General features: G+C 42.2%; 24 protein-coding genes. 9 read left to right on the top strand and 15 right to left on the bottom strand.

The annotated features are described in order from the left end of the window. Window positions 1–2 precede the first annotated feature (2 nt). The 6 genes from V7K31_RS22495 to V7K31_RS22470 all read right to left on the bottom strand — a co-directional run bounded on the left by V7K31_RS22495 (window position 3) and on the right by V7K31_RS22470 (window position 6,222). A complete protein-coding gene (locus V7K31_RS22495; RefSeq protein WP_335096946.1) occupies window positions 3–680 on the bottom strand; it encodes a hypothetical protein in 678 nt (225 codons plus the stop codon). Then, window positions 655–1,902: an urease accessory protein UreH domain-containing protein gene (locus V7K31_RS22490; RefSeq protein WP_335096945.1), complete on the bottom strand. Its 1,248-nt coding sequence runs from the start codon at window positions 1,900–1,902 to the stop codon at window positions 655–657. The genes V7K31_RS22495 and V7K31_RS22490 overlap by 26 nt, the downstream gene beginning before the upstream one ends. 361 nt (window positions 1,903–2,263) lie before the next feature. Beyond that, complete coding sequence (locus V7K31_RS22485; RefSeq protein ID WP_335096944.1) at window positions 2,264–2,671, bottom strand: hypothetical protein; 408 nt, start codon at window positions 2,669–2,671, stop codon at window positions 2,264–2,266. Window positions 2,672–3,506: 835 nt separating this feature from the next. Then, window positions 3,507–3,941 (bottom strand): CAAD domain-containing protein, encoded by a 435-nt coding sequence (locus V7K31_RS22480; RefSeq protein WP_335096943.1) that lies wholly within the window; start codon window positions 3,939–3,941, stop codon window positions 3,507–3,509. A gap of 394 nt (window positions 3,942–4,335) precedes the next feature. Then, window positions 4,336–4,797: a BON domain-containing protein gene (locus V7K31_RS22475; RefSeq protein ID WP_335096941.1), complete on the bottom strand. Its 462-nt coding sequence runs from the start codon at window positions 4,795–4,797 to the stop codon at window positions 4,336–4,338. Between the two features lie 141 nt (window positions 4,798–4,938). Then, window positions 4,939–6,222, bottom strand: a complete 1,284-nt coding sequence (locus V7K31_RS22470) for a histidine kinase (protein ID WP_335096939.1) — start codon at window positions 6,220–6,222, stop codon at window positions 4,939–4,941. A 567-nt stretch (window positions 6,223–6,789) separates the two neighbouring features. On the opposite strand from V7K31_RS22470, the gene V7K31_RS22465 reads away from it, so the two are divergent. The 3 genes from V7K31_RS22465 to V7K31_RS22455 all read left to right on the top strand — a co-directional run bounded on the left by V7K31_RS22465 (window position 6,790) and on the right by V7K31_RS22455 (window position 10,316). Next, window positions 6,790–7,005: a hypothetical protein gene (locus V7K31_RS22465; protein WP_335096937.1), complete on the top strand. Its 216-nt coding sequence runs from the start codon at window positions 6,790–6,792 to the stop codon at window positions 7,003–7,005. Window positions 7,006–7,985: 980 nt separating this feature from the next. Continuing rightward, the gene (locus V7K31_RS22460) at window positions 7,986–8,810 is read left to right on the top strand and encodes a calcium-binding protein (protein WP_335096936.1); all 825 of its coding nucleotides are present in this window, start codon (window positions 7,986–7,988) and stop codon (window positions 8,808–8,810) included. A gap of 870 nt (window positions 8,811–9,680) precedes the next feature. Then, window positions 9,681–10,316 carry a calcium-binding protein gene (locus V7K31_RS22455; RefSeq protein ID WP_335096935.1) on the top strand — a complete coding sequence of 212 codons (636 nt, stop codon included), beginning with the start codon at window positions 9,681–9,683 and terminating at the stop codon, window positions 10,314–10,316. A 111-nt stretch (window positions 10,317–10,427) separates the two neighbouring features. Here V7K31_RS22455 and V7K31_RS22450 read toward each other — a convergent pair whose 3' ends face one another. Further along, window positions 10,428–10,550, bottom strand: a complete 123-nt coding sequence (locus V7K31_RS22450) for a hypothetical protein (protein ID WP_335096933.1) — start codon at window positions 10,548–10,550, stop codon at window positions 10,428–10,430. 13 nt (window positions 10,551–10,563) lie between these two features. Here V7K31_RS22450 and ilvD point away from each other — a divergent pair, with 13 nt between their 5' ends. Continuing rightward, window positions 10,564–12,249, top strand: a complete 1,686-nt coding sequence (gene ilvD / locus V7K31_RS22445; protein WP_335096931.1) for a dihydroxy-acid dehydratase — start codon at window positions 10,564–10,566, stop codon at window positions 12,247–12,249. A 326-nt stretch (window positions 12,250–12,575) separates the two neighbouring features. Here ilvD and V7K31_RS22440 read toward each other — a convergent pair whose 3' ends face one another. Both V7K31_RS22440 and V7K31_RS22435 read right to left on the bottom strand, forming a co-directional pair. Beyond that, the gene (locus V7K31_RS22440; protein ID WP_335096929.1) at window positions 12,576–13,298 is read right to left on the bottom strand and encodes a Uma2 family endonuclease; all 723 of its coding nucleotides are present in this window, start codon (window positions 13,296–13,298) and stop codon (window positions 12,576–12,578) included. Window positions 13,299–13,334: 36 nt separating this feature from the next. Continuing rightward, on the bottom strand, window positions 13,335–13,973 hold the full coding sequence (locus V7K31_RS22435; RefSeq protein WP_335096927.1) for a Uma2 family endonuclease: 639 nt from the start codon (window positions 13,971–13,973) through the stop codon (window positions 13,335–13,337). 412 nt (window positions 13,974–14,385) lie between these two features. Between V7K31_RS22435 and V7K31_RS22430 the strand changes: the two genes are divergently transcribed. After that, window positions 14,386–15,429: a cyanophycinase gene (locus tag V7K31_RS22430; protein WP_335096925.1), complete on the top strand. Its 1,044-nt coding sequence runs from the start codon at window positions 14,386–14,388 to the stop codon at window positions 15,427–15,429. Window positions 15,430–15,556: 127 nt separating this feature from the next. Here the strand turns inward: V7K31_RS22430 and V7K31_RS22425 are convergent, their stop codons facing one another. Further along, window positions 15,557–16,297, bottom strand: coding sequence for an SDR family oxidoreductase (locus V7K31_RS22425; RefSeq protein ID WP_335096923.1), 741 nt, complete (start codon window positions 16,295–16,297; stop codon window positions 15,557–15,559). A gap of 462 nt (window positions 16,298–16,759) precedes the next feature. On the opposite strand from V7K31_RS22425, the gene V7K31_RS22420 reads away from it, so the two are divergent. Next, window positions 16,760–17,716 carry an aldo/keto reductase gene (locus tag V7K31_RS22420; protein WP_335096921.1) on the top strand — a complete coding sequence of 319 codons (957 nt, stop codon included), beginning with the start codon at window positions 16,760–16,762 and terminating at the stop codon, window positions 17,714–17,716. Here V7K31_RS22420 and V7K31_RS22415 read toward each other — a convergent pair. From V7K31_RS22415 to bcp, 3 genes are all read right to left on the bottom strand, one after another. Continuing rightward, window positions 17,664–18,896, bottom strand: a complete 1,233-nt coding sequence (locus V7K31_RS22415) for a cysteine desulfurase family protein (RefSeq protein WP_335096920.1) — start codon at window positions 18,894–18,896, stop codon at window positions 17,664–17,666. The genes V7K31_RS22420 and V7K31_RS22415 overlap by 53 nt on opposite strands. Window positions 18,897–18,901: 5 nt before the next feature. Beyond that, window positions 18,902–19,528: a type I restriction endonuclease gene (locus tag V7K31_RS22410; protein ID WP_335096919.1), complete on the bottom strand. Its 627-nt coding sequence runs from the start codon at window positions 19,526–19,528 to the stop codon at window positions 18,902–18,904. Window positions 19,529–20,051: 523 nt separating this feature from the next. After that, window positions 20,052–20,531 (bottom strand): thioredoxin-dependent thiol peroxidase, encoded by a 480-nt coding sequence (gene bcp, locus V7K31_RS22405; RefSeq protein ID WP_335096955.1) that lies wholly within the window; start codon window positions 20,529–20,531, stop codon window positions 20,052–20,054. Window positions 20,532–20,722: 191 nt separating this feature from the next. Between bcp and V7K31_RS22400 the strand changes: the two genes are divergently transcribed. The 3 genes from V7K31_RS22400 (at window position 20,723) to V7K31_RS22390 (ending at window position 22,596) form a co-directional block, all read left to right on the top strand. Then, complete coding sequence (locus tag V7K31_RS22400; protein ID WP_335096918.1) at window positions 20,723–21,574, top strand: FAD-binding domain-containing protein; 852 nt, start codon at window positions 20,723–20,725, stop codon at window positions 21,572–21,574. Next, complete coding sequence (locus tag V7K31_RS22395; protein WP_335096917.1) at window positions 21,547–21,981, top strand: hypothetical protein; 435 nt, start codon at window positions 21,547–21,549, stop codon at window positions 21,979–21,981. Before V7K31_RS22400 ends, V7K31_RS22395 begins: the two co-directional genes overlap by 28 nt. 201 nt (window positions 21,982–22,182) lie before the next feature. Then, window positions 22,183–22,596: a hypothetical protein gene (locus V7K31_RS22390; RefSeq protein WP_335096916.1), complete on the top strand. Its 414-nt coding sequence runs from the start codon at window positions 22,183–22,185 to the stop codon at window positions 22,594–22,596. 239 nt (window positions 22,597–22,835) lie between these two features. On the opposite strand, the gene V7K31_RS22385 is transcribed toward V7K31_RS22390, so the two are convergent. Both V7K31_RS22385 and miaB read right to left on the bottom strand, forming a co-directional pair. Then, window positions 22,836–23,522, bottom strand: a complete 687-nt coding sequence (locus V7K31_RS22385) for a DUF6875 domain-containing protein (protein WP_335096915.1) — start codon at window positions 23,520–23,522, stop codon at window positions 22,836–22,838. A 1,137-nt stretch (window positions 23,523–24,659) separates the two neighbouring features. After that, on the bottom strand, window positions 24,660–26,024 hold the full coding sequence (gene miaB / locus V7K31_RS22380; RefSeq protein ID WP_335096914.1) for a tRNA (N6-isopentenyl adenosine(37)-C2)-methylthiotransferase MiaB: 1,365 nt from the start codon (window positions 26,022–26,024) through the stop codon (window positions 24,660–24,662). Window positions 26,025–26,096: the final 72 nt, after the last annotated feature.

The raw sequence follows: 26,096 nt of genomic DNA, 5'->3' as shown, positions 1-26,096 counted from the left end.
AACTACTCCCCACTCCCTCTCATACTTCGCAGTACGACAACTAAGATGGCGATAAATCCAAAGATTGGCAGTGCGATCGCCCAAAGTGGTAATTTCTGAGATTGACCCTCTCCTAAATCACCATTGACATCTCGCAAGTTTTGTGTATTTTCTTTAGAGCCACCTGCCACAGTAACTTCAAATTTCAACTTAAAGGGTTTGAATCTTGCCCCAGAAACTGGTTTACCATTTAGTTGCAACTCATAAATACCTGGCTTAGGAAAGACAACTTCCGCACCTGGGATGCCTTTATAGCGTTCAGCTGTCACAGGTTCTAAGGCTGGTTCTAGGAGTGGTGGCTCTCCGGCTGCATAGGGTTTGGCATAAACAGCCAACCGACAATTACACTGTGACAGAGGAATCACCCTTCCACCTCTGCGGGTAAGTGCAAACCAGGCTTGAGAGGGTTCTCCAGCACTGGGATTATCATTTGGTTCAATGTGGAGAGTGGCGCCGACATCTGCCGCTACCTCAACCTGATGAGCAGCAACAGGGTAAAGATTAGTTATTGATATAACTAAGGAACTCAGGAATAATAAATACTTCCTTGTTCCTTTGTTTAGGTAACGCCTCTGTTTTTGACTCGTTGGGATTGAGTCAGAGAACAAGGATGATTTACCGCGATTTGGTTGGGGGAACATAAAACTTTTCTACGGCTAACTTTGACCAAAAAAAGCGCGATCGCACCATCAAGACACCGAGGGTAATAATTCCCACCAGTACTGCCGCTAATTTATTTCCCCAAGTTGATTCCAAGGAACCCAGATAATGGGAACCAATCAACACAGTATGAATGGCACTCAAGAGCAAAGCTGGCACACCCAATAGATGAATCTGTCGCCAACGCTTGCCCAAAGATTTCTGCAATGATTCCCAACTTGTAAAAGCGGCGGGGGCCATTAATACCAATGCTACAGCACCCGCAGCCATACCCCACTGAAATTCTGGCGGCATAAAATCAAAGGCGGCAAAATTCCATTGCAATGAGTGTTCAATCATGTGGGCGGTGTGAACCACAGAAAGTACAAAAGATCCCACCCCCAAGCCCCGGCGGTAACGCAGTGGTGATGCCCACAAACTACTAATAGGACGCGCAATTAACGCCAAGATTAAGCAGATTAAGGCGGCGTGTCCGGTGTAATCTACCATTGTGTCACCAGTCCGCAACAAGGTGATCGCGCCAATGATCAGTGTCACCCAACCCCCTAATCGAAACAACTGACTGCGCCTGTCTTTACTTACCAATGATGTGGAGACACCTACACCTAACATCGTGGGGAGGGTTCCCAAGCCAAAAGCCAGCATAGTTGCCCCACCCATCCATAAATTGCCAGTTTCAGCAGCTTTAATTTGGGCAGCATACAGGAAACCACAGGGCATTAAACCCCAAGTCATCCCCAAAAGCATTGGTGTCCACCATTTAGTTTTTAAGGAAAGCTTAATCATTCCTGTGCTGAGGCGATCGTGTAAACTACCTTGCAATAGGGGATGTAATACGGGAATGCGCGGCAGCAAATCGGGTTTTACTTGTCCTAAGCCAAACCAAATCAGCATTACACCAGTTAGAATTGCCATCCAGCGCCGGAAGTCGCTGCCAACACCCGCTAGCTGTCCACCTTGCAGCAATACTGAACCTATCGCCCCAATGCCAGCACCGACTAGAGCATAGCTCAACATCCGCCCCAGATTTAGCAGGAGATGAAATTTTAATTGCTGTTGCCAAGTCTGAGACTTTTCTGAGGGTGATGTCTGTTTCGGCTGATGAGACAGAGAAAACGCCACCGTTAGGGGTCCACACATCCCAAAGCAATGTCCAAAACTCCCCAGAAACCCCAGGATTGTGATCAGCAACAAATCTACCATAAAAAAAGTCCTGAGTTCTGAGTCATGAATCCTGAGTGTCAGAATAAGATTTTAAAGAATTAAGAATAAATTGTTTTTTCTTTTTCTTTGCTCAGTACTCAGCACCCCTCTAGTGCGGCAGTGTAAGTTAAGTTGCGATCGCTGTCAAAAGACAAACTGTCAAACTCAGGGCTATTTCATTCTCATCTAGCCCGTCTCAGAATGAATTCACTAGTCTAAATAGCGAAAGTCGTCTTCAGACGACTTAGAAAAGATTATTAACGATTTATACAATAAGTAAAGACGCAATCATTGCGTCTCTACAAACTACCTATTTAGCCTTCTTATCTGTAATTGCACCGAGCAAAAAGGATGATGTAAATTAAATTATTCCTGGGCCTCTACCGCGATTGTCACCCTTTTCGGTCAACTTGCCTTCCTCGTCCTGATTAATTTCTCCAAGTTCTTCAACACGTGCTGCCTTATCTTCTGCTGCTTGTTTGCGTGCATCACCCGGTACTTCATAGTACATTTCTGGTTCAACTGCATAGTTGTTAGACAAACCTTCTTTGTCCACGGTATAGCCGTCAGTGGTGCGTATACTCTCTGGATCAGTTTGGTCATCCGTAGGTGCATCTGCCTCCCTTTCTTCTGTGGGGAGTTTTTTGTACTTATCTCCTTCTCTTTCGATTCGAGCAGCAGTTTCAGCTGGGATAATGCCGCGATCGTATGTATCGACTTCAGCTCGATCAGATGAATCGGTGTCTCTCTTAACTGCTTCATCAGCCATAATTTATGCCCTCATTAAAGAATGTATTGAATAACCTCAAAAACCAGATTAGGCTTTTTTTCATCTCCGAGCTACTATCTTGAGAAGTGACTTGAAATTAAAAATAATGTTATAATCTCTATCTTTTGATGTATCTAAAAGACTAATCTTAAGTCCGGTTAAATACTTATAATTCACATTCATTCGGTAAAACAAGGGTTTTGACCGAAGTTGACACTGACACCAATGAACATTATTGTGCCTTGACTGGATTTTGCATCCAAAAGTAAGTATAGCGGTTCTCGTTTGCATTACATTAACTAAATTTTTAAGCCTGACCCCCAACCCATCTCTTTAGCACTATGGTGTACACACAAGTCCTAAAAACCAAACCTAACTTGATAAAGCTTTCCTCGTTTCCTCGTTCCCATACAGAGTATGGGAACGCATTCATTGAGTCTCTGGCTCAATGTCTGACTGGAGGCAGAGCCTAGATTGGGGGTGAGGTTCAGACTGTATTGCACTGAAGTGAGAACCGCTATAGATCAATACGCTTGGGTTAAAGATAATTGTAGGTTGGGTTGAACGTAGTGAAACCCAACAAAGTACCGAAAATGCTGGGTTTCGTCCCTCAAACGCCACTTGCTTCAAGTCGGGAAACTGCAAGGGCGCAGTGGCTCCCCAACCTACGCTGGTTTTGATTTTTGACTTTAACGCAAGCCTATTGCGCTATAGGTATAGTTACAAAATTCCCGACGTTTTAGAGAAGTCGGGAATGTGAAGCTTTGAATTGTATATATTTAATTAGCAAACCATACCGACTACTGTGCGGAGGCTAGTTAATTGGTTGGGAAATTTATTCGCCCACAAATTGGTTTTTCAGTAATTGAATTTCATCGACTAATTCTTGCCGAGTTGAAGCTTTCAGTAGATAACGGAAAATAAACCAACTGGCGTAAGCAATTCCAACTAACTCAAAAAGTGGTGATAGTAGTGGAATACCATTGATTGCATCCAGTAGTGCTAGTGCTACCTTAGCTGTAAAGATCGCCGCTAAAATTAAGGCAACAGTTATTAGAGGCTGCTTATAGTTCTGAAAAAAGCTACTTAAGTATTGGGGAAATTGCCCCAAAAATTGAGAAATTTGTCTGCTAATTTGCTGCCATTGAGATTCCGGTTCAGGTGCTGGTGATAACCTTGGCAAGTTTGCAGTATCTACACCTTCAAGTGCTAGCATATCTTGTGATAAGGAAGCATTGATCGATTCACGTTGCTGTTGTTCGGTTTCCATAATTTTTATTTCCGGTGACTACAAAGAGCTTGTATAACTCAACTGAGCATCAATAAATATAATTATTGAGATCACCAGTTGTCAATTATCAGAGTATCTTTATAAAGCCTAATTTATTACTTAGCTGGTCTACTAGTACCGCAAGGTAGAATTAAATAGCTTGACTATAGGAGACTTTACCTGCCTCTGTAGGTTAGCAAACCCTTGATTTTGTATTAGTCCACGGAGGTAGACGAGAGCTTCTTTAATAGCGAATTATAGAATTATATTCGTCCAATACTTTAAAAACATCCTCTTAGTAGTCAGTAATAAGTGTAACTGACCACTAAGATGGAGCAGGAGGATCTGAATTTATTTATGCCTACCTACTCGCTGAGATTTTTTGTTAACTGCCTTATTTTGTTGGTGGGGCAACAGTTGCTTTGTTAACTACAATTTTCACACCTTTAATTTGCTTCGCTAAAGGTTCAATTTTAGCCAGCTCCTTCTGATTGTTCACAGTTCCTCCGACAGTCACAGTCCCATCGTCTGCGGCCTCAACTGTTAGTTGACTTTTGGGTATGTTAACCTCCAACTTGGAGCGAACTTCACTTTTTAGATCCCCTGAAGCTCTTTGTGTATCGCCACCAGTGGTATTATTGCGCTGTTCGCGGGCGCGAATATCAGAATTAGCTTGTTTTCTGCGGACATCACTTTGTGCGTCTTGTTGAGCAGCTTCTGTTGTTTTTGCAGTCGGTGTTTGGGCAGCTTCATTAGGATTATTGGGTGCAGATTCACTAGTTTTAGAAGCGTTATCACAAGCAGCAACACCAAAAACCAAAAGGCAGCTAATTAAAAAGGGGGTTAGCTTTTGCATATGTTTAATTCGGAATCGGAAAGTGAAATTGGTTGATCTTTACGGCAGAAGTGAGAAGCAAGATTTTCACTCAGGAGCAAAGCTTTTAAATTATTGCTCCTGCAATTTTGTAAAATTAGTCTGAGTGACAACTACTTTAGCTTAGAGTGTTTCATCACGACGGTCAACAATAACTACAGCAGGATCGTCTCTATTAGTCTCTGTTGAGTAATTGGGGCGATCGCTACTAACAACTGGTGTGGGGTGATCCGGCGCACGGTTGATACCTGGGCGAACATCGCCGATATCATTAGCATCATAGATCGCAAATTCTTCAATACCTCGACGCTTGAGAATCGCTTCAGCTTGGTAGATTTCAGCTTCCGTACCATCGATAATTACTAAGTAGTCGCCTCTTTGGAAGCGATCGCCATACACCCGCGCCCTGTCTTCAGGAATTCCCAAGCCAGCGAGTCCGCCAACAATACCGCCAGCTGCTGCACCGATTGCACCCCCAGCTGCTGTTGTTGCCAAAGCTGTTGCGACTGCGCCACCTGCAATCACCGGACCAATTCCAGGAATTGCTAAAGTCCCAAGACCAACTAATAAGCCAGTTAAACCACCTAGAACACCGCCTGTAGCTGCTCCAGTTTTTACGCCATCGTCTGCTTTATTACCTGTACCGACCTTTCTATCTACATCTACACCAGCGATCCCTTGACCGTTTGTATCTTTGGCAATGATGGATACTGTACTTAAGGGAAAACCCGCATCTCGTAATTCTGTAAGTGCTGCTTCTGCATCTCGACGATGAGAAAATACCCCAATTGCGCGTCTAGCAACACCGCTATGAGCCGCAGTCGGAGTTGGAGTTACATAACCAGTGGTTGTATTTGTAGCATCTGGGTTGTCGTAAATGCCAAACTCTTCCACACCCTGCTGATGTAGAATTGCTTCTGCTCTGGCGATTTCTGTATCTGTGCCATCGAGGATAACCAAATAATGTCCCCGCTTTACACGTTCATCGTAAACTTTGGCTCGTTCTTCGGGAATTCCTAAACCAACCAATGCACCAAGCAAACTACCAGCGACTGCACCAATACCAGCTCCAGTCAGGGTGGTAGCTAAGGTGGTAGCTGCGGCTCCAGCTAGCATAATTGGCCCAATTCCAGGAATTGCCAAAGTCCCAAGACCGACTAATAAGCCAGTCAATCCGCCCAAAGCAGTGCCTGTAACTGCCCCAACTTTAGCGCCTTCGTCAGATTTATCACCGACGCGATCGCGCACTTCAGCGCCAGCAATATCCTCTTTGTCTCCATCCTGCGTAATGACAGAGACTCTGTTCATGTCAAAGCCGACCTTTTTTAATTCATGCAGGGCATTTTCAGCATCTCGACGATTAGAGAATACACCAACACCACGTTTATTATGTACACCTACAACCATTATCTTTTTCTCCTCAGCAGAAACCAATTATTCACTAATTCATAGCTCATAATTGCTCTTATTAATACATGTTTTGATTTAATTTCCATCAATCGCTTGGAATAAGTTTTATCTCTATCATTAGACATAGGTGTTTTTATCTAAAATTTAGTAAAAAATCTCAAGTATCAGTATCAAATAAATCATATTTGATAAGAATTAGATATTAACTATTCTCGTTCACAGAATTTTGTCTAAAATATTAGTTTTAAAGCTAACTAAATTTATGCAGAGAAATTATCTATTAAATGTAATTTTTAGTAAGAACATACAGCTATATATCAATACACTTTGGTTAAGACTAGATCCTCCCTAACTTTCGTTAAAAAAGAGGAATGAGAGTCAGCTTTTTTAAGGGGGGTTCGGGCGATATTCCAAAGCAAAATATCACTAACAGTCATCTATGACGTGAACGAAGATCCGACAACTGTGAGACGGGAGTTAGAAGAACTCAATCCTGAAGGTATCAGCAGCGATTTAGAAAAATTACTCGATGATCCCAAAGCGAAGCCTTAGCACTGTGCCAAGATGCGTACTCCTGCAAAGAAGCAAGCTACGCATAATCTCGTAGAGAAGCGGCTTGTCGCCAGACATCACTTGTCTGACGTTGATCGAAAAACCTTGGTTAAACTCCTTAGTCAGCAAGGAGACTTGAGCCAAGAGGCAGATGCTAATCGCGTTATCGAACAAATAGAAGCGGGGGAGGATGGCGTATTGCAACGAGCCGAACGCATCCAGCAATAAACCCAAAAACGCCTGAAAGCGATCGCAGAGCAAGCTAAAAACCAAGCCGAAGAAAGCGAAAAAACCGTTGCAAATGCTGTTTGGTGAATATTTGGGGCAGCTATAACTTACCTTTGTGCTAGTGCGATCGCTGTCACTGGAATAACTCTACCTGGATAAAATATCTCTGTCATCAGGAATTTTGAGAAAATACAAAGTGGTATTCAGTCTTTACAAATGAATGCCACTTTTGTTTTATAAATAAAACAGACTACCCCCTAGTGTAAGTAGGTTGGTACTATTAAAATTAACTACGTAAAGTTTTGTAAAGATTCTGAGATGTGCTTGGATTAAGCTTGGTTGCTCGTTTACATACTTTTATATGATTTAGTTTTTCCTCGCCAACCTAATCACTATCACGTCCTTGTTATTCCGATATAGATTAAAAAATCCTATCTGAAATCAAGAGTTTTATATTTTGCTCTGATGAGAGTAAAAAGGATGGTTAATTATTCTTTCTTATAGATAGAAAAAAGTACGCTTGAGCGTAATATCATAGTCTTGTTATTCTGAATACAGTAAAAACGTCTTAAGACCTATGCAATTCCGTACGAGAAAATCTGCTTGTTCCCTAGCAGCCTAGTACTGGAATCACTGAAGATATCAGGCACAAGGGTATAACGTGACTCTTGGCATAATTTTGATGCCAACATGATCAATACATCCAGTGCTTCTGAAATCTTCTCAAATCTTCAGACTTAACAGCAAAGACCTGCTTCAATCCGGTGTGGTTCAGTTATCTCTTCCCACTCGTTATTTCTCCACCTTGTTTTCTCGGCGTTGCTTAATGAAAGTATGAAATTCAAAAATTCAATCTTTGAAACTGTTTCCTTTGCGCTTTTAGGGGGAACTAAATTCATACTCTTAATCAGCAACGCAGTTTTCTGATGGAGAAGTGGCGAGGTAATTTTTTTACCCTCTAAGTTTAGGAGAAGCTCATTATGGCAACAATTTTACTACCCGGCGGTATCGATTTATCTGGTCTTTTAGACAGTGACGGCAACACTACCGTGAAGACCAATGGCGGCAGCACTATCCTTAACACTGGTAGTGGTAACAAAACCATTAACGGCACTAGTGGCAACGATGTCATTAATACTGGTAGTGGTAATGATACCGTTAACGGTGGTAATGGCAACGATGTCATTAACGCCGGCAATGGCAACAATACCGTTAACGGTGGTAATGGCAACGATGTCATTAACGCCGGCAATGGCAACGATCGCCTCAGTGGCGGATTGGGTAACGATGTCATTAACGCTGGCAATGGCAACAATACCGTTAACGGTGATGATGGCAACGATGTCCTGAATGCTGGTAGTGGCAAGGATACCCTCATTGGCGGTAATGGCAACGATGTCCTTAATGCTGGTAGTGGCAACGATATCCTGACTGGCGGTAATGGCAACGACACACTCGTTGGCGGTGCTGGGACTGATTTTCTCACTGGAGGATCAGGTAACGATGTTTTCAAGTTCACATCAGTTTCAGATAGTCGTCCAGCAGGACGGGATCTGATCACTGATTTTGTTGGAAACGGTAAGTTGTCAGGCGATCGAATCGATGTATCTGACATTGATGCCAACACCACTAAAGGGGGCAACCAAGCCTTCACTTTCATTGGGGCTGCCGCATTCTCCGCACCCGGTCAGATCCGTTATTCAGGAGGTACTCTCCAAGCTAATACTGATGGGAATCTGTCGGCTGACTTTGAGGTTCGGCTTGTAGGAGCACCACAACTAGTGGTAAGCGACATTATCCTTTAATTCTTTAATCTACCTCTTGCAAAAGTCCCTAACACCCCACTTCTAAGGGGTTACTTTTAGGAGTGGGGTTCTTATTGTTGATTTATGCAAGAGGTATAATAGACATCTGGTGAAATTAATTATGCGTTGCCCGAAATCCTTGGTAGGCAAAATTCAGGAATTGTGTTTACGTCATTTTCACTCCTATGTGTAATGTTGAAGAAGAATTCAGGTGCAAAGCCAAAGACCCTCCAAGTGTGACAAAATGCACCCGGCTTTAATTATTCACACCCACTGACTTACATAACTACATGAAACCACCAAACAAATCTTAATAGGCAAAAGCAACCCTATCTGAACAAAGGTTTCAGATTTTGTTCTGGCGAGAGGAATAAAAGAGGGTTAATTATTATTTCTTATAAATAGAAAAAAGTCCGCTTGAGGGTAATATCATAGTCTTGTAGTATTATGAATACAGTCACAACATCTTAAAACTCATGCAATTCCGTAGGAGAAAATCTGCTTGTTCCCTAGCAGCCTACTACTGGAACCAGTGAAGACATAAGGCACAAGGATATAACATGATTCTTGGCACAATTCTCATGCCAACATCATTAATACATCCAGTGCTTCTCAAATCTTCAGACATAACAGCAAAGACCTCTTGATATTAAGTGTAGTTCAGTTATTTCTTCTCACTCGTTACTTCTCCACCTTGTTTTCTCGGCATTGGTGAATAAAAGTGTGAAATTCAAAAATTAAATATTTGAAACTGTTTCCTTTGCGCCTTTAGGGGAAACCAAATTCATACTCTTAATCAGCAACACTGTTTTCTGATGGGGAAGTGACGAGGTTATTTTTTTACCCTTTAAGTTTAGGAGAAGCTCACTAATGGCAATTATCAACGGTATGGATTTCGGCATTATTGGTAATGATGTCTTTAACACTCCTAGTGGTGGCATTAACAGCACTAGTAGTAACAGTACCCTTAACGGCAGTAGTGGCAACGATGTCCTTCTCGGTGCTAATGGCAACAATACCGTTAACGGTGGTAGTGGCAACGATGTCCTTCTCGCTGCTGACGGCAACAATACCATTAACGGCAGTAGTGGCAACGATGTCCTTGTCGGTGGTAATGGCAACGATACCCTGATTGGCGGATTGGGCGACGACACACTCGTTGGCGGTGCTGGGACTGATATTCTCGTTGGAGGACCAGGTAACGATGTTTTCAAGTTCAGCTCAGTTTCAGATAGTCTTCCTGTTGGACGGGATTTGATCACTGACTTTGTTGGAAACGGCATCTTTCCAGGCGACCGAATCGATGTATCTGACATCGATGCCAACTCCACTATCGGGGGCAAGCAAGGCTTCGCTTTCATTGGGGCTGCCGCATTCTCCGCACCCGGTCAGATCCGTTATTCAGATGGTATTCTCCAAGGGAATACTGATGGGAATCTGTCTGCTGACTTTGAAGTTCGGCTTATAGGAGCGCCAGAACTAGTGGCAAACAACATTATCCTTTAATTTAATAAACCTGCCTTGAAAATAAGGCAGGAGGTAAATAAATTTTCATTGTTCATTTGTGAACAATGAAAATTTATCTTTCCTATTCCCCACTCCCTTTTTTCAAAGATGTCAAATAATTTGAGAAGCCAAATTGTAAACCAAGAGAATTACCAATGCTTGCTCATGCTCGATCGCACCGCACATACATGAGAAAATCAGGTAATACAATCGCAGCAGTTGCGATAATGCCACGTAAGGAAAAAAGATGTCAGAGAATTTAAGAAGCCGAATTGTGACGCAAGGAGTGCAGCGATCGCCAAATCGGGCTATGCTGCGGGCAGTTGGTTTTAAAGATGAAGATTTCAATAAAGCGATTGTGGGCATTGCCAACGGTTACAGTACGATCACTCCCTGCAATATGGGGATAAATCAACTGGCACAAAGGGCAGAAGTTAGTATTAAAGCCGCCGGCGCGATGCCGCAAATGTTCGGCACGATTACCATTAGCGATGGAATTTCGATGGGAACTGAAGGGATGAAATATTCCCTAGTGTCGCGGGAAGTCATTGCCGATTCCATTGAAACCGCTTGTACTGGACAAAGTATGGATGGTGTGCTAGCGATTGGCGGTTGTGATAAAAATATGCCAGGGGCAATGCTGGCGATCGCGCGGATGAATATCCCGGCTATCTTTGTTTACGGTGGCACCATTAAACCCGGTCACTATAACGGACGCGATTTAACTGTTGTCAGTTCTTTTGAAGCTGTTGGTCAATACAGTGCCGGAAAAATTGACGAAAAGGAATTATTTGAAGTTGAAAATCGGGCTTGTCCTGGCGCTGGTTCCTGTGGGGGAATGTTCACAGCTAACACCATGTCTTCAGCATTTGAAGCCCTGGGGATGAGTTTGCCCTATTCCTCGACAATGGCGGCGGAAGATGCTGAAAAAGCCGACAGCACCGAAAAATCGGCATTCGCGTTAGTCGAAGCAATTCGCAAACAAATCTTACCCCGCGAAATTATCACCCGCAAATCTATAGAGAATGCCATTTCTGTAATTATGGCGGTGGGTGGTTCGACGAATGCAGTGTTGCATTTTTTGGCGATCGCCCGCGCGGCTGATGTAGAGTTAACCCTAGATGACTTTGAAACTATCCGCGCCCGTGTTCCCGTTTTGTGTGATTTAAAACCAAGTGGTAAATATGTCGCTACAGATTTGCACAAAGTTGGTGGCATTCCGCAAGTAATGAAGATGCTACTTATACATGACTTATTACACGCCGATAGCCTCACTATTACTGGTCAAACGATTGCAGAGATATTAGCAGACATCCCAGAAGAACCATCCGCCAATCAAGATGTGATTCGTCCTTGGAATAACCCGATGTATGCTCAAGGACATTTAGCTATTCTCAGAGGTAATTTAGCAACGGAAGGGGCTGTCGCCAAAATTACCGGGGTGAAAAAACCAGTAATTACCGGGCCAGCACGGGTGTTTGAATCGGAAGAAGCCTCTTTAGATGCAATTTTAGCCGGGAAGATTCAAGCTGGTGATATTCTAGTCATCCGCTACGAAGGGCCTAAGGGCGGTCCTGGGATGCGAGAAATGTTGGCTCCCACCTCAGCAATTATCGGTGCTGGTTTGGGTGATGCTGTGGCATTAATTACCGACGGACGCTTTTCTGGCGGTACTTACGGCATGGTGGTTGGTCATGTTGCTCCAGAAGCAGCAGTTGGTGGTGCGATCGCTCTTGTAGAAGAAGGCGATAGTATTACTATTGATGCACCGGCTCGTTTATTGCAATTGAATATATCCGAGGAAGAATTGGCCGCTCGTCGTGCCAACTGGCAACCTCCGGCTCCGCGTTACACTAAAGGCGTGTTGGCGAAGTATGCCAAATTGGTGTCTTCTAGCAGTATTGGTGCTGTGACAGATTTAGACTTGTTTTAGTTAACCTGACATGATATGAAGTACCTACACTGTACTGTCAGGTCAGTGTAGGCTTCTCAATTTATAGAAAGTGCAGAATATTGAAAGCTAGAAGTTATGCGATCGCAGCTTATACTGCTACTTAGTCTTTAACTTACTACAACTCGATTAGCACCATCACCCGCCCAGAAATAAATTTCTAGGCTAATAGCTCAAGTCCACTCAAGTGGACTCAAATCCTCATTCATTCTTCTTTAGAAGACTTTAGCTATTAGCCTCAGAATTCATTCTGAGGCGGTTGTTCGGACTGGTGCAAGATTTCAGCAAATCAAAAAAGCCAAAATCTCTCACAAAATATCTGGATTTTCCCCCAGTTCTCTTAATCTAGCCGCTAAACGAGCCGCCTGTGCAGTAGCGGCTTGTGCTTGTGCAGCAGCAGCTTCTTCTGGTAACAAAACCAAATTACCAGCCACATCGTAAAACCGTAACCATATCGCCGTTTCTCTATCTATTATTCCCTCACTCGTCCCCAACCAGAAACCTAAACGCTTACACCATAGCCACCCGTTCTCATTTGGTGTCAAAGGCTGATATTGCTGATTATCATCTAAATGCCACCCCTGCAAAGAATTAGGGTCAAAAGGATCATAGACAAAATAATCTGAGGTTCGGAAAGTTTGTTCATAAAGGTTTTTCTTAATACCTTTGTCTATTGCTGCGGTAGATGGTGACATTAATTCTACGATTACATCAGGATAACGACCATTTTCTTCCCAGACTACCCAACCTTGTCTTGAGTTATTATCGTCAACATTGAGGACAGCAAAGAAATCTGGGCCTCGGAAATCACGGTTACGAACTTGGGTGCTGCTGTAATAAATAAACATATTGCCCCCAGCAAAGAAATCATTGCGGTTAGCCCAAGCTTGTTGCAATGACCGAATCAAGACATTCATGGCAATGCGGTGTCGATTTGATTCCAAGGGTTCACCATCATCAAAAATTAAATCTGTAGGTGGCATGGGGGGTTCCCAGTCCACAATGGCTGCTGGATTTTTCTCAGTAGTCATGAGCGATCGCCTTTCTCAGAAAGCCTTAGATTTCTATCATAAATTATTCTTAACCCAATCTCTAAAATTACGCATAGCTTGACTTCTCCCAATTGTTAAACACTGCTGAACATATTCATTAACTAATTCAACAATTGGGATATCAGGAAAATTAGGACTAGATTGAGATTTTAGATATTTTCCTTCTTTTAGCAACGAAATTTCTAACCCTTGTTGTGTATGTCGCCAAAGTTCAGGAACTCCCAAGATTTCATAATTATCAAATCGAGTCCGAGAGGTAATATCAATTTCGATTGCTAAATCTGGTGGTGGGTCTATATTTAAATCAATGCGATTCTTCCCAATTATAGCAGCTTGATTTTGAATATAAAAACTGGTATCTGGTTCTACTGCTTGCCGCGATCGCTCATTTTTAAGTGTTGTGGAACCAAAAGGCTCAAAATCAATTTGGAGTTTATCTAATAAAACTCTTACTAACTCACCAATATATTCTTTATCTTTTTCGTGTTCTGGTAGGGGAAGCATAATTTCTAACCAACCATCACTATAAGAAATACGTGCAGAACTCTTTTCTCCCATTTCTGATAAAATATTTTCTAACTGCTGCCAACTAATATCTTTAAACAACATTTGTTGACCAGATTTAACAATAATTTGTTGCAGTTTTAAAAGCATATAACCTCAGAGAGTTGATGTAGTGATTGGATGTAGAAGATTGAATTTACAAATCAACTTCCTTAAAGTATATCGCCTCTGATCATGAGTGTTTAACAAATAAAGGATACAAGCAATGTGGAGATTTTCACAGAGTAGGGCAGAGAATTAATGATTACTATGGGTTATTATCGCGTTAAAAAACAGTACAAGCCCTGTACGCTGGAAATTCTACCCACTAAGGTGCGACAGTTAAGCTAGTGCGCGTCTAAATTGCAGATTTTTTTGTTAAAACTGTCATTAGTCGTTTGTCCAAAGTCCAATTGTAAGTACAAGTGACTAACGATCAATGATCAAGCATGATCACGAAGAAATAAGCAATTAAGATGGGTAACAGCCTAGCAATAATTGCAGTTTGCTCCAGAAGCTTAGTATGACAAAGGCATTCCCAAGCATAGCAAGGCGCTTGAAAAGTACAGGAATCAAGTTGTTCAATATGGGAACCTTCCAAATAACCCGTTTTATCGAAAACTGGAAACGCTACTTCTTGGGTGACACTGTTGATGTCCGCCCCTCCCCCTCCTCTGATGTCCGTCCTTCCTTGGCGGGTCCAGTTCTTAGCTTAGGTGGGGGTGGACCCGATGTCGATGATGCTATCCAGTGGATGATTAACCAAGTTCGGGGAGGTAGTAACTCCGCCACTAAAGTTAATGTTGTAGTTATCCGCACTAATGGTAATCACGATTACAATCGGCTAATTTATGCCATGAAGGGCGTAAACTTTGTAGAAACTCTTGTAATTAGGAATAGGGAAGAAGCAAACAAAGCCGAGATTTTTCAAAAAGTCAAAAATGCTGATGTGATTTTCTTTGCTGGCGGCGACCAATGTCAATACATCCGCAACTGGAAAGATACCAAGCTTGAAACTGCTGTTAAGTCAGTTTATCTTAAAGGAGGTGGTATTGGTGGCACTAGTGCGGGTGCGATGATCCAAAGTGAGTATGTTTACGATGCTTGTGCTTCTTGCGAAAAAGGCATTGAAACTAGAGACGCACTCGAAGATCCCTACCGAGACATTACTTTTACTTACAACTTTTTTAACTGGAGTAATTTAAAGGGAACTATCGTAGATACACACTTTGATAGACGCCAAAGAATGGGTCGAATTATGACTTTCATTGCCCGTCAAATTAAGGACGGTGTATCTAACAGTGTTTTAGGCATAGCAGTTAGTGAAAGTACATCGGTTCTTGTGGATAAAAACGGTTTGGTGAAAGTTATGGGTAGGGGTGCGGCGTACTTTGTACTTGGCAATCATATACCGGAAGTATGCGAACCGCGATCGCCTTTGACTTTTTCTAATTACAAAATTTGGAAAGTTCGCAGTGGCGACACCTTTAACTTGAAAAACCGACCAACCTCTGGGTACTATCTCAGGAGTGTCAAAAAGGGACGGATTGATTCAAATCCTTATTGAGTGGGGAGTAGAGACGCGATTAATCGCGTCTCTACAGGAGCAGGGAGCAGGGGAGGAAATAATCAATGCCCAATGCCCAATGCCCAATGCCCAATGCCCAATTTCCAATTCCCAATGCCCCTACTTTCTACCAGGGAACCACGCCATTTTCATCAAAATACCCTCCGCTAAAACCATCATCAGGTAGAGTAGCAAGTCTCACTGCTGCGATCGCTCCCTGCTCAACAGTGCGGTATCCTCGGTGTTGATTAAGGTCAGTTGCTGTGAAACCAGGATCAGCAGCATTGACTTTAATCGGGGTATCTTTAAGTTCAGCAGCCAACAGAACTGTGATCGCATTCAGTGCTGTTTTTGATGAGTTATAAGCAAGAGACTTAGCATGAGCGAACTCATAATTTGGGTCAGAGTTTTGAGTCAGAGAACCTAAACCACTTGATAAATTTACTATTCGCCCTGCTGTTGACTTCTTTAAAAGTGGCAACAGCGTTTTTATAACTGCAAACACTCCAAATACATTTGTCTCGTAAGTGTGTCGCAGTGTTTCAATATCAACTTGACTGGGTGGAAGGCGATCGCCATCACTTGCTATCCCAGCATTGTTCACAAGGATGTCAAGTTTTCCGAATTCGCTCTCGATTTGTTTACTCGCAGAGTCGATTGTTTTTTGGTCGATGACATCAAGCTGAATTGTTCGGGCATCGATCTGATTTGAACGAAGTTTATTCGCAGCTTCTTCACCACGTCCTATATCTCTTGCACCAACAAGAACAGTAGCACCTCTAGAACCTAATTGGCGTGCAATCTCAAACCCGATACCTTTATTTGCACCTGTGATCAGCGCAACTTTGCCTTTTAAATCTTCTGACATATTACTTCTCTATTTTGATAAACACTGACAACTGTTACTATAGGACTCATATTTTATTTTTGAAATACACGTAGGGTGTGTTATGCCGTAGGGTAACTCACCATCCGAGGGTTTCGGTGCGTTACGGAAGCCGTAACACACCCTACATATACTTAGATTTTTTCACGCAATCAAATCGGATTACTATATCTTCGAGCAAGTCTAGTACAGAGGGCGCGTAAATCCAGCTAGCATCTCAATTTAACCAGACAAAACAGGGGCAAAATCCCCTTGTTTTCCACCACAGTGTACTAGTTGTACAAGAAGTAAGGAACAACACAACATTCAGGATTTAGTAATCTACACAAGTAGTGATTGGCTATCGTGTTTTTGCCAGTAGTCATTCACACTTCAGATAGCGGTTGAGAAAATATTTGCAGCTTACACTAGCAATTGACTCAAAAATTCTTGAACAAGGTAGATATGCAAACCAAACAGCTTGGTAATTCGGAGCTTCACATTACCCCAATCGGCTTTGGAGCCTGGGCGATCGGTGGAGGTGGATGGGCTTTTGGTTGGGGAGAGCAGGATGACCAGGAATCGATCGCAGCGATCAATCGCGCTCTCGACCTCGGCGTTAATTGGATTGACACCGCAGCTGTCTATGGTCTGGGGCATTCGGAGGAGATTGTTGCTAAGGCGCTCAAAGGTCGATCTAATCGCCCCTACATTTTCACTAAATGCTCACTGATCTGGGATGAAACGCGCAAAACTGGTAACAGCCTCAAGGCAGATTCTGTGCGGGGGGAAGTTGAAGCTAGTCTGCGCCGACTTGATATTGAAACTATCGACCTCTACCAGATCCACTGGCCCAATCCTGAATCAGATATCGAAGAAGGCTGGACAACTCTCGCCAAGTTAAAGGATGAGGGTAAGGTTCGCTATATCGGGGTTTCAAACTTCAATGTCGAACAGTTGAAACGTGCCCAAAAGATTGCACCAGTTACTTCATTGCAACCGCCTTATTCTCTGGTTAAGCCCGATGTCGAAAAGGAGATTCTGCCTTTTTGTCAGGAAAATAACATCGGTGTGATTGTTTATTCACCGATGCAATCTGGCATGCTCACAGGAAAGATGACACCTGAGCGGGTTGCTAATTTCCCAGATGATGATTGGCGCAAAAACAATAGTGAATTTCAGGAGCCACGTCTATCTCGTAACCTGAAGCTAGTCGAGGTGTTGCAACACATTGGTAAACAACACGATGGCTCGCCGGGTGAAGTGGCGATCGCTTGGACTTTAAACAATCCGGCGGTGACTGCGGCGATCGTTGGCGGACGCAATCCCAAGCAGGTGGAAGGAATCATCGGTGCTGGGGAATTTCGCCTCAATCAGCAAGAGCTAGATCAGATTGGCGCTTTCTTGCGCGAGAATCCATAAAAGAGGTTTTGCGTAAACTTTCAATGGTAGCGATCGCGTGTTTCGCCACAATATCAATTTCCTCTTGCGTATTAAACCGTCCAATACCAAACCGCACTGAGGCATAAGCTAGTTGTTCTGAATGTCCCAGTGCTGTGAGAACATGGGAGGGTGCAGTGGTTGCCGACGAGCAAGCAGAACCAGAAGAAACCGCCATTACTGGCTGCAATCCTAGCAAAAGTGCGGCTCCATCCACCCCCTCAACACTGATATTCAAGTTTCCCGCCAATCGCTCTTGAGGGTGTCCGTTGAGATGAATTCCTTCAACTTGAGAAAGCTGTTCCCACAAGTTTTGCCTTAGCTGGGTGAGGCGTTGGGTTTCTGTTGCTTGTTCTCCCAAAGCGATTTCTACAGCTTTACCAAAGCCGACAATTTGCGGTGTATACAATGTACCAGAGCGCATCCCCCGTTCATGTCCGCCGCCGTGCTGCTGAGGAGCCAGTTGCACTCTGGGGTTGCGCCTACGGACGTACAGCGCCCCAATGCCCTTTGGCCCATATACTTTGTGTGCAGTTAGCGACATCAAATCTATTTTCATCGCTTGCACATCTAGGGGAATTTTACCAATAGCTTGGGCGGCGTCGGTGTGGAAAATGATATTGCGATCGCTTCCGTCCGGGTGTAGGCGATCGCGGCACATTTCCCCAATTTCTGCCAATGGCTGTAACACACCAATTTCGTTATTTGCAGCCATCACCGATACCAAAATCGTCTCAGGACGGAAAGCTTTTTTTAACTCAGTTAAATCAATTAATCCATCTTTTTTAACTGGGAGAATAGTAATTTCAAAACCGAGACTTTTTAAATAATTACAAGGATCAATAACTGCACTATGTTCAGTGGCAACAGTAATAATATGCTGACCTTTTTTAAAATAAGCTTCAGCAACACCTTTAATCGCTAAATTATTCGCTTCTGTTGCACCACTCGTAAAAACAATTTCTTCTGGTGTAGCGTTGATTGCTGCTGCTAAAATCTCTCGCGTTTGTTTCACAGCAGCTTCTGCTTCCCAACCGTAAATATGACTAATACTTGATGGGTTGCCAAAGTGTTCTGTGAAGTAGGGGAGCATTGCTGCTAGTACCCGTTCATCTACGGGTGTAGTAGCGTGACAATCAAGGTATATCGGACGAATAGACATAATTATTAACTCAAAACTTGACTTAGTTTTTTTAATACACTTAGAACCTGATACAGTTCACTTTCTCGTTTCAAAAGTGTAAATTGGTCAGAAATAGCATACTTTGGCTGATTTTCTTTGGTAAGTTTCAGGAAAATAAAATCACTCCCATTTGTTACTAATCCAAAAGTAGGTTTGTCTTGATTAGGATTAGCCAACATATAAACAAGTGCTTGAGGTATAGCTTCTAAAAGAGAAAAGCTAGACCTTTTAGATTCAATTACTAACAACCATAATTGTTCTTGAATAACTAAAATATCAATTCTACCTCTAATAATTTCTCCTTCATCTTCCGCAGAAATTTCTATTGATTGTTCGCCTCTCATATAAAAAGGCTCATCATAAAATCCAGATAAATTGAGTAAAGGAGATAATACTACTAATTTAACCGTTTCTTCTGACAAAGGAGGACGCTTGATTAAACGGAGAAAATGAACTTTTATTCTGTCTAAACCTTGCTTTTCTAAATCTGTAATTTCCGGTAAACTTTCAAACCATTCTGTAAAGAATACCTCATCTTCGGCTAGCCGTAGACTAAATCTTTCTTCAAAATAGGCAAGCCCAATATTTTGTGCTTGGATAAATCGAACCATAATTCATTTTAAAGATACACATACTATAAGTATTATATAGCGTTTCCTGATCACATGAGGTACATCATAGCCCCCTCCTCGCTTGCGGGGAGGGGGTTGGGGGTGGGGTTCTTGTATCTTCACTCAACCGATAACCGCTATATCACTGTTCCACTATTAATCTAGATAGGAATAGCAAAGTTGAAGAATAATTCAGAAGTCATAAATAATTAAATTAAAATTTGACCTAATTTCTTTAATATATTTACAACTTTGTATAACTCATTTTCGCGTCTAGATAAAGTGAATCTATCAGACAAAGCATACATTAGCTTATCTTGTTTTATCAGCTTCATAAATTGAAAATCTTCTCCATTCATTACCAAGGAATAGATAGGATGCTCCGGCTGAGGATTTGCCAGCATATAAGTCAGTGCTTGAGAAATTGCCTTTGCTAAGGAAAAACTAGACCTCTTAGATTCAATTATTAGTAACCATAACTTATATCTTTTTATTGCTGTAACTATACCTGCATCCAGTCGCGTTACGTGGCTGCTAATTCCCGTAATTTAGTTAAAACTGCCTGAGCATGACCTTTGGTTTTTACATTAGGCCAAGCATAGACAATAATTTTATCAGGTGAAATTAGAAAGGTTGAGCGAGCAACGCCCATATATTCTTTGCCCATAAATTTTTTCAATCGCCAAGCGCCGTAGGTTTCTGTCAAAAGATGTTCTGGGTCACTTAAAAGGGTGATTGACAAGTTATGTTTGCTGATAAATTTACAATGGGACTTACCCAAATCTGGACTTACGCCTAATATTTTCGCTCCCAGTGCGCTGAAGTCTTGATACAACTCGGTGAAATCTTTCGCTTCGGTGGTACAGCCGGGAGTGTCATCTTTGGGGTAGAAGTAGAGGACAATCCACTGACTGCTGAGATCGTCGAGAGTGACTGAATTGCCATTTTGGTCAGGTGTGGAGAAATCTGGCGCTGGTTGTCCGACTTGGGGAATATTGCTCATGATGGTGGTGTGAGAGATTGGGTAGGCGTAGCCTGTTGTAAACATCGCTTTAGAAGCGTACATATATTGAGCTATTGAGCGATCGGATCTTATTCATCTGTAGCGAATAAACTTTACTATGGAAAAACGCCATAATAATGACTTAACCTACAGATATTTTTGTTTATTTATTCTCACCCTTCAAAGTTCTCATGACTAAAGATATGCAACGCGAATTTACCAACCGCGATGAGTTGGTAGCCTACCTCCGCGAACAATTTCCAAATGCGGCACAACGCGATGAACACATCAGCGAAACTCTGGGAGGACGCCAAGCGGCACAAAAAGCACTGCAAAAAATCGACCCAGTAGGCTACGCGCAAACACGTAATTTCTTCACAGGTGCAGTCACGCGACTTTCGCCTTATATCCGCTATGGCGTTTTGAGTTTGCGAGAAATTCGAGATTATGTCCTTGACCGGGTACAGCACCAAGACGATGCTACTAAACTAATTAACGAGTTAGGCTGGCGCGACTACTGGCAACGGTTGTATGTGAAGTTAGGGGATGGAATCTGGGAAGACCAGGAAGAGTACAAAACTGGTTATACTTTGGGCGAATATACACCCGAATTTCCGCAAGATATTAGACAAGGAACCACAGGCAGAGTTTGCATCGACAGCTTTAGCCGTGACTTGAAAGAAACTGGTTATTTACATAATCACGCACGGATGTGGCTAGCGGCTTACATTGTCCATTGGCGGCGTATTCGTTGGCAAGCAGGAGCTAAGTGGTTTCTCCAACACCTTTTAGATGGAGATCCTGCTAGCAATAATATGTCATGGCAGTGGGTTGCCAGCACTTTTAGTCATAAACCGTATTTTTTCAACCGTGAGAACTTAGAACGCTATACGAAAAGCGTTTATTGCCAAAAATGTCCGCTTTACGGTCATTGTGATTTTGAAGGCAGCTATGAAGAATTAGAACAACGACTTTTTCCTAAAGGGGAATTTAGCAAACAAGCTAATAGCCAAAGTTGGCAGCATGGAAAGAAGCGGCAGTAAGTACAGTTTTGCATAAAATCGTAGCGTTTTTAAATGCAGAAAGATGCCTTAACATTACAGAGGGTTACATTGGCATTGCAGAGGGACGCATTGGCATTGCAGAGGGACGTATTGGCATTGCAGAAGGATGCATTGGCATTGCAGAGGGATGCATTAGCATTGCAGAGGGACGCATTGGCATTGCAGAGGGATGCATTAGCATTGCAGAGGGACGCATTGGCATTGCCGAAATTTACAGCTATTTTCAGGTAAATAGACCACGCGGTAGGGGCACAGCAATGCTCATAGGTGTCAACTTTAGCCCAAACCCCTTTAAAACCTCGTTTCTAGCCTCTGGCTGGAAATGCAAATCAATTGCGGCTCTGCCGCTAGTCTTGAGGCGGCAGCCCCCCACTAGGCATTCTTAGTCTCCGACTGGGAACGAGACAATCTCTAAAAGCTGGTTCTAGAATGGCTTTTATGTTAGTTAAGTTGACACCAATGAGCAATGCTGTGCCCTTACGACAGATGTGGTTCAGATACTTGAATTCTGCTGTAATTTGCTACGAATTAATGAAATACTGTACTAAGATTTTTTGCGTCTTAACAGGAAACAAAACCAAAATCTAATGAGTAAACCAATTGTTTGGGTGCATGGAGATTGCCTCAGTCCATACAACCCCGGACTGCAAAAATACCCCGATGCGCCAGCTATCTGGGTTTGGGACGAGGCTTTGATAGAGGAATGGCAACTGAGTCTTAAACGTCTCGCTTTCATCTACGAATGCTTGCTAGAGTTACCCGTTGTTATCCGTCGTGGTGATGTGGCAGAGGAGGTTTTAGCTTTTGCTCAAGAACATGATGGGAATTTAGTTGTCACAGCCAAGAGTCCTAGTCCCCAGTTTGATCATATCTGCAATCAAGTGGAGCGATCGCTAGCAGTCCAAGTGCTAAAGGTAGAACCATTTTTTGATTATGATGGCTATATTGACCTGAAGCGGTTCTCCCGCTATTGGAAAGTGGCTCAAAATTATGTTAAATAGCCCAATTGTAAAATTATAATGTCTGGCGATCGCCTCTTCTACCAAAGTTTGGCGGCGATCGTAGAAAGGATACGAACTAGTTAAACTTGGTCATACTTACGATATTTCCTTAGTTTACCACGATGATGATTGTGGAAAAAAGGCCGCAGCGATCGCCAAGATAAAGGAGTTGTTTCATCGCCTCAACCTGCCGGAACGTTTATGGCAACTGTCTCCCACCACCTTTTTTTGATATTTATTTATATGCAATAACTCACCAAATTTTCGTCTTTAAGTTGTTTTTTCGCTAAAGCCAATGCTTGATGAGCATTTTTAAACTTTGTTTCATCTGTAAATTTATTACCAAAACACTTTAAATAAGCTTCCAGATACCGAATACGTAAGCGTGGATCAGCCGGACTCTCAAGAAAGGGGAGATCAGCTTCAACCATAAACCGGATAGCCAACAAGGGGATAGGGCTACGAAGTGGACGAAAGTCTGGGTTGTGCAGACCAGGACTTTGATTACGTTTATGAAATTCTCCGATCATCAGTCCTGACTCAACAAACAAAGGTTTAAGTTTTTGTTGGACACTATCTATTAGTTTAGAAGCTTCTTCTATATAGATGTCAGGAAAGATAAGTAAAAAAGCTCTATTGATAGCTAATTCCTGCTCTTTAAGTTCCGTCCCAAGGAAGATATCTCGGTAGCCTTCAACAATCTCTTCTACTTGTTTTGGATACAAATCTTTTGCGCGAATAACTGCCAGACGAATACTGTTTGACTTGAGAGAGTAAGGTACAAAAGGGCAAACTGCGCCGGGTCTTCCTAAATTAGGATGAGGTCTTCCTAAAAAATTTTTCACCCACTCTATAGTTTCAATTAAGTAAGGAAGGTCTTCGTGTTGCTGGAGTTGTCCGATTTCAAGAGTTGTATAAAGTTGCATGAGCTTGAGTGAAATGGAATAATTGTTTAATTCGGAATCGAAAATTAGTTTCACAAGATTATGTAGTGGAAACTAATTATTATCTAAGTAAACAAAACAAGCCTTGATTTTTTTATTTGTGATTTATCTGTGGCTTGTTGCAGATAAAAATGCTCTAGCATTTTTGTGAATTTAAAGAAATTCACACCAAGAAATATACAAACATATTTTCGCACCAAATGACTTATGTTCATTTATTTTTGGCATTCTAGCTAGAATACGTACGTATGTATTATCAAGCAGATGCTCCTACTTTATTTCTTTACACTGCCAAGCTTCTATTATTTTTAACAAACATATTATAAAGTTTATGTGTAAATAGTTATTTTTACTGTAAAAATTTAGTGTTGCTTTAATAGCAACTACAGGTTTAATGTGAAGCTAGTATAATTTTACATAAGTATATACTATTATATATATTTATTTTCACTATAAAAGGTTAGTGTTATTTTAACAGCAACTATAGGTTTACTATCAAGCTATTATAATTTTCTTTAAGCAAATTTTATATTGTATAGTTATTTTTACTGTAAAAATTTAGTATTACTTTAACAGCAACTATAGGTTTACTATCAAGCTATTATAATTTTCTCCAGGTAATATCAAGTTCGGGTGATTACTTGTAATAAAATCTATCAATGTAGGTTGGGTTGAACGGCAGTGAAACCCAACATGAACAAGGTTAACAATTCAAAATTCACGCATTCAAAAATAAAATGTTGGGTTTCGTTCCTCAACCCAACAAAGCAGATATTATAAGTGTTTAACCGAACCTGATATAATATCAAAAATTAAGTCCAATTTTATAAGCTGTATATTACTTCAGGTGATTTTTGAAAAAGAAATTACCAGACATCTCCGAAAAAGAATGTAGAGACGCGTTAGCGTAGCCCAGTCCAATTTCGTTTCTCTACAAGGATTTCAGATAACACATAATTAATTTCTGGAGATGTCTTGTGTAGTAGCGAATTACAGCAGATTGCAACAAGCGCCTCTGTACAGATGATTGTAAGGGCACAACAATGTTGTGCCCCTACCTGTGTACCTCATTTACCTGAAAAACGTTGTATATTCGCCCAATACTTTTAAAACATCCTCTTAGATAGACAAGGCTTGTTTGACTTCAACTGGTTCACCCGTCAAGCTAAAAGGGCGAACTTCGGTAATTTTTACCTTGACTAACTGCCCTTGCAATTCTTTGATGTCGCCACTGAAAAATGTCAGACGATTACCGCCAGTACGTCCCATCACCTGGGTTTGATCTTTGAGGTTTTGGTCTTCTACTAAAACGGATTCAATGCGTCCAAAGTAACGTTGCGATCGCTCTGCTACTTTCAAGTTTACTAAATGATTGAGGCGTTGGAGGCGATCGCTTTTAATTTCTTCACTCAGTTGATTGTCCCACAAAGCGGCAGGTGTCCCTGGACGCGGCGAATATGCTGCTGTATTCAACATATCAAAGCCAATATCTTCCACCAGTTTCAGGGTATTTTCAAACTGCGCTTCTGTCTCCCCAGGAAAACCGACAATCGCATCAGCACTAATGGAAGCATCTGGCATATACCGCCGAATGGTATCGATAATCCGGCGATATTTCTCATGGGTATAACCCCGCGCCATCGCTTTTAAAAGTTGATTATCCCCAGATTGAAAGGGAATGTGGAAGTGTTCGCAGACTTTGGGCAACTCAGCACAAGCCTTAATTAATCTCTCTGTAAAATAACGCGGATGACTAGTAGCAAATCTTAACCTTTCAATTCCCGGCACATCATGCACATAATAAAGTAAATCTGTGAAGTTGTGCAGATGCCGACCTTCTGGCGTTGTTCCAGGCAAATCTCTACCGTAAGCATCAATATTTTGACCGAGTAGAGTAACTTCTTTGTAACCTTGGCGTCCTAATTCTTCCATTTCAGCCCGGATAGCTGACGGCGTACGAGATTGTTCGACACCACGCACATTGGGAACCACGCAATAGGTACAGCGTTCGTTACAGCCGTAAATTACATTTACCCAAGCTGTGACTTTACTATCTCGTCGCGGCTGGGTGATATCTTCAATAATATGAACCAAATCGGTTGCCACAACTTGGTTGCCCTCAAACACCGACTCCAACAAATCTTTCAGACGGTTGGCGTGTTGTGGCCCCATTACCAAGTCTAATTCTGGGACTCGTCGTAAGAGCGCTTCTCCTTCTTGCTGGGCTACACAACCGGCAACGATCAGGGTTAAATCAGGCTGCTCATGCTTACGCTTTGCTTGTCTGCCAAGGTAGGAATATACTTTTTGTTCAGCATTATCCCGAATTGTACAGGTATTGTAGAGAATCACATCTGCATTATTCGGGTCTTCGCACCACTCAAAGCCCATGTCTTCCAAAACGCCAGCCATGCGCTCTGAGTCAGCTTTATTCATCTGACAACCGAAAGTAGTGATGTGGTAGTGGCGTTTAGAAGTGGTCATGGGCAATTCTGCTTAATCAGCGTAATGTATGTAAGGTTTATTTTTATTCTAACCCGCGTAACTCAGTGATAA

Source organism: Nostoc sp., assembly GCF_036917675.1.
Lineage (GTDB): Bacteria > Cyanobacteriota > Cyanobacteriia > Cyanobacteriales > Nostocaceae > Nostoc.
Note: the sequence above shows the minus strand (reverse complement) of the source record. Positions and strands in the feature narration are given on the sequence as shown.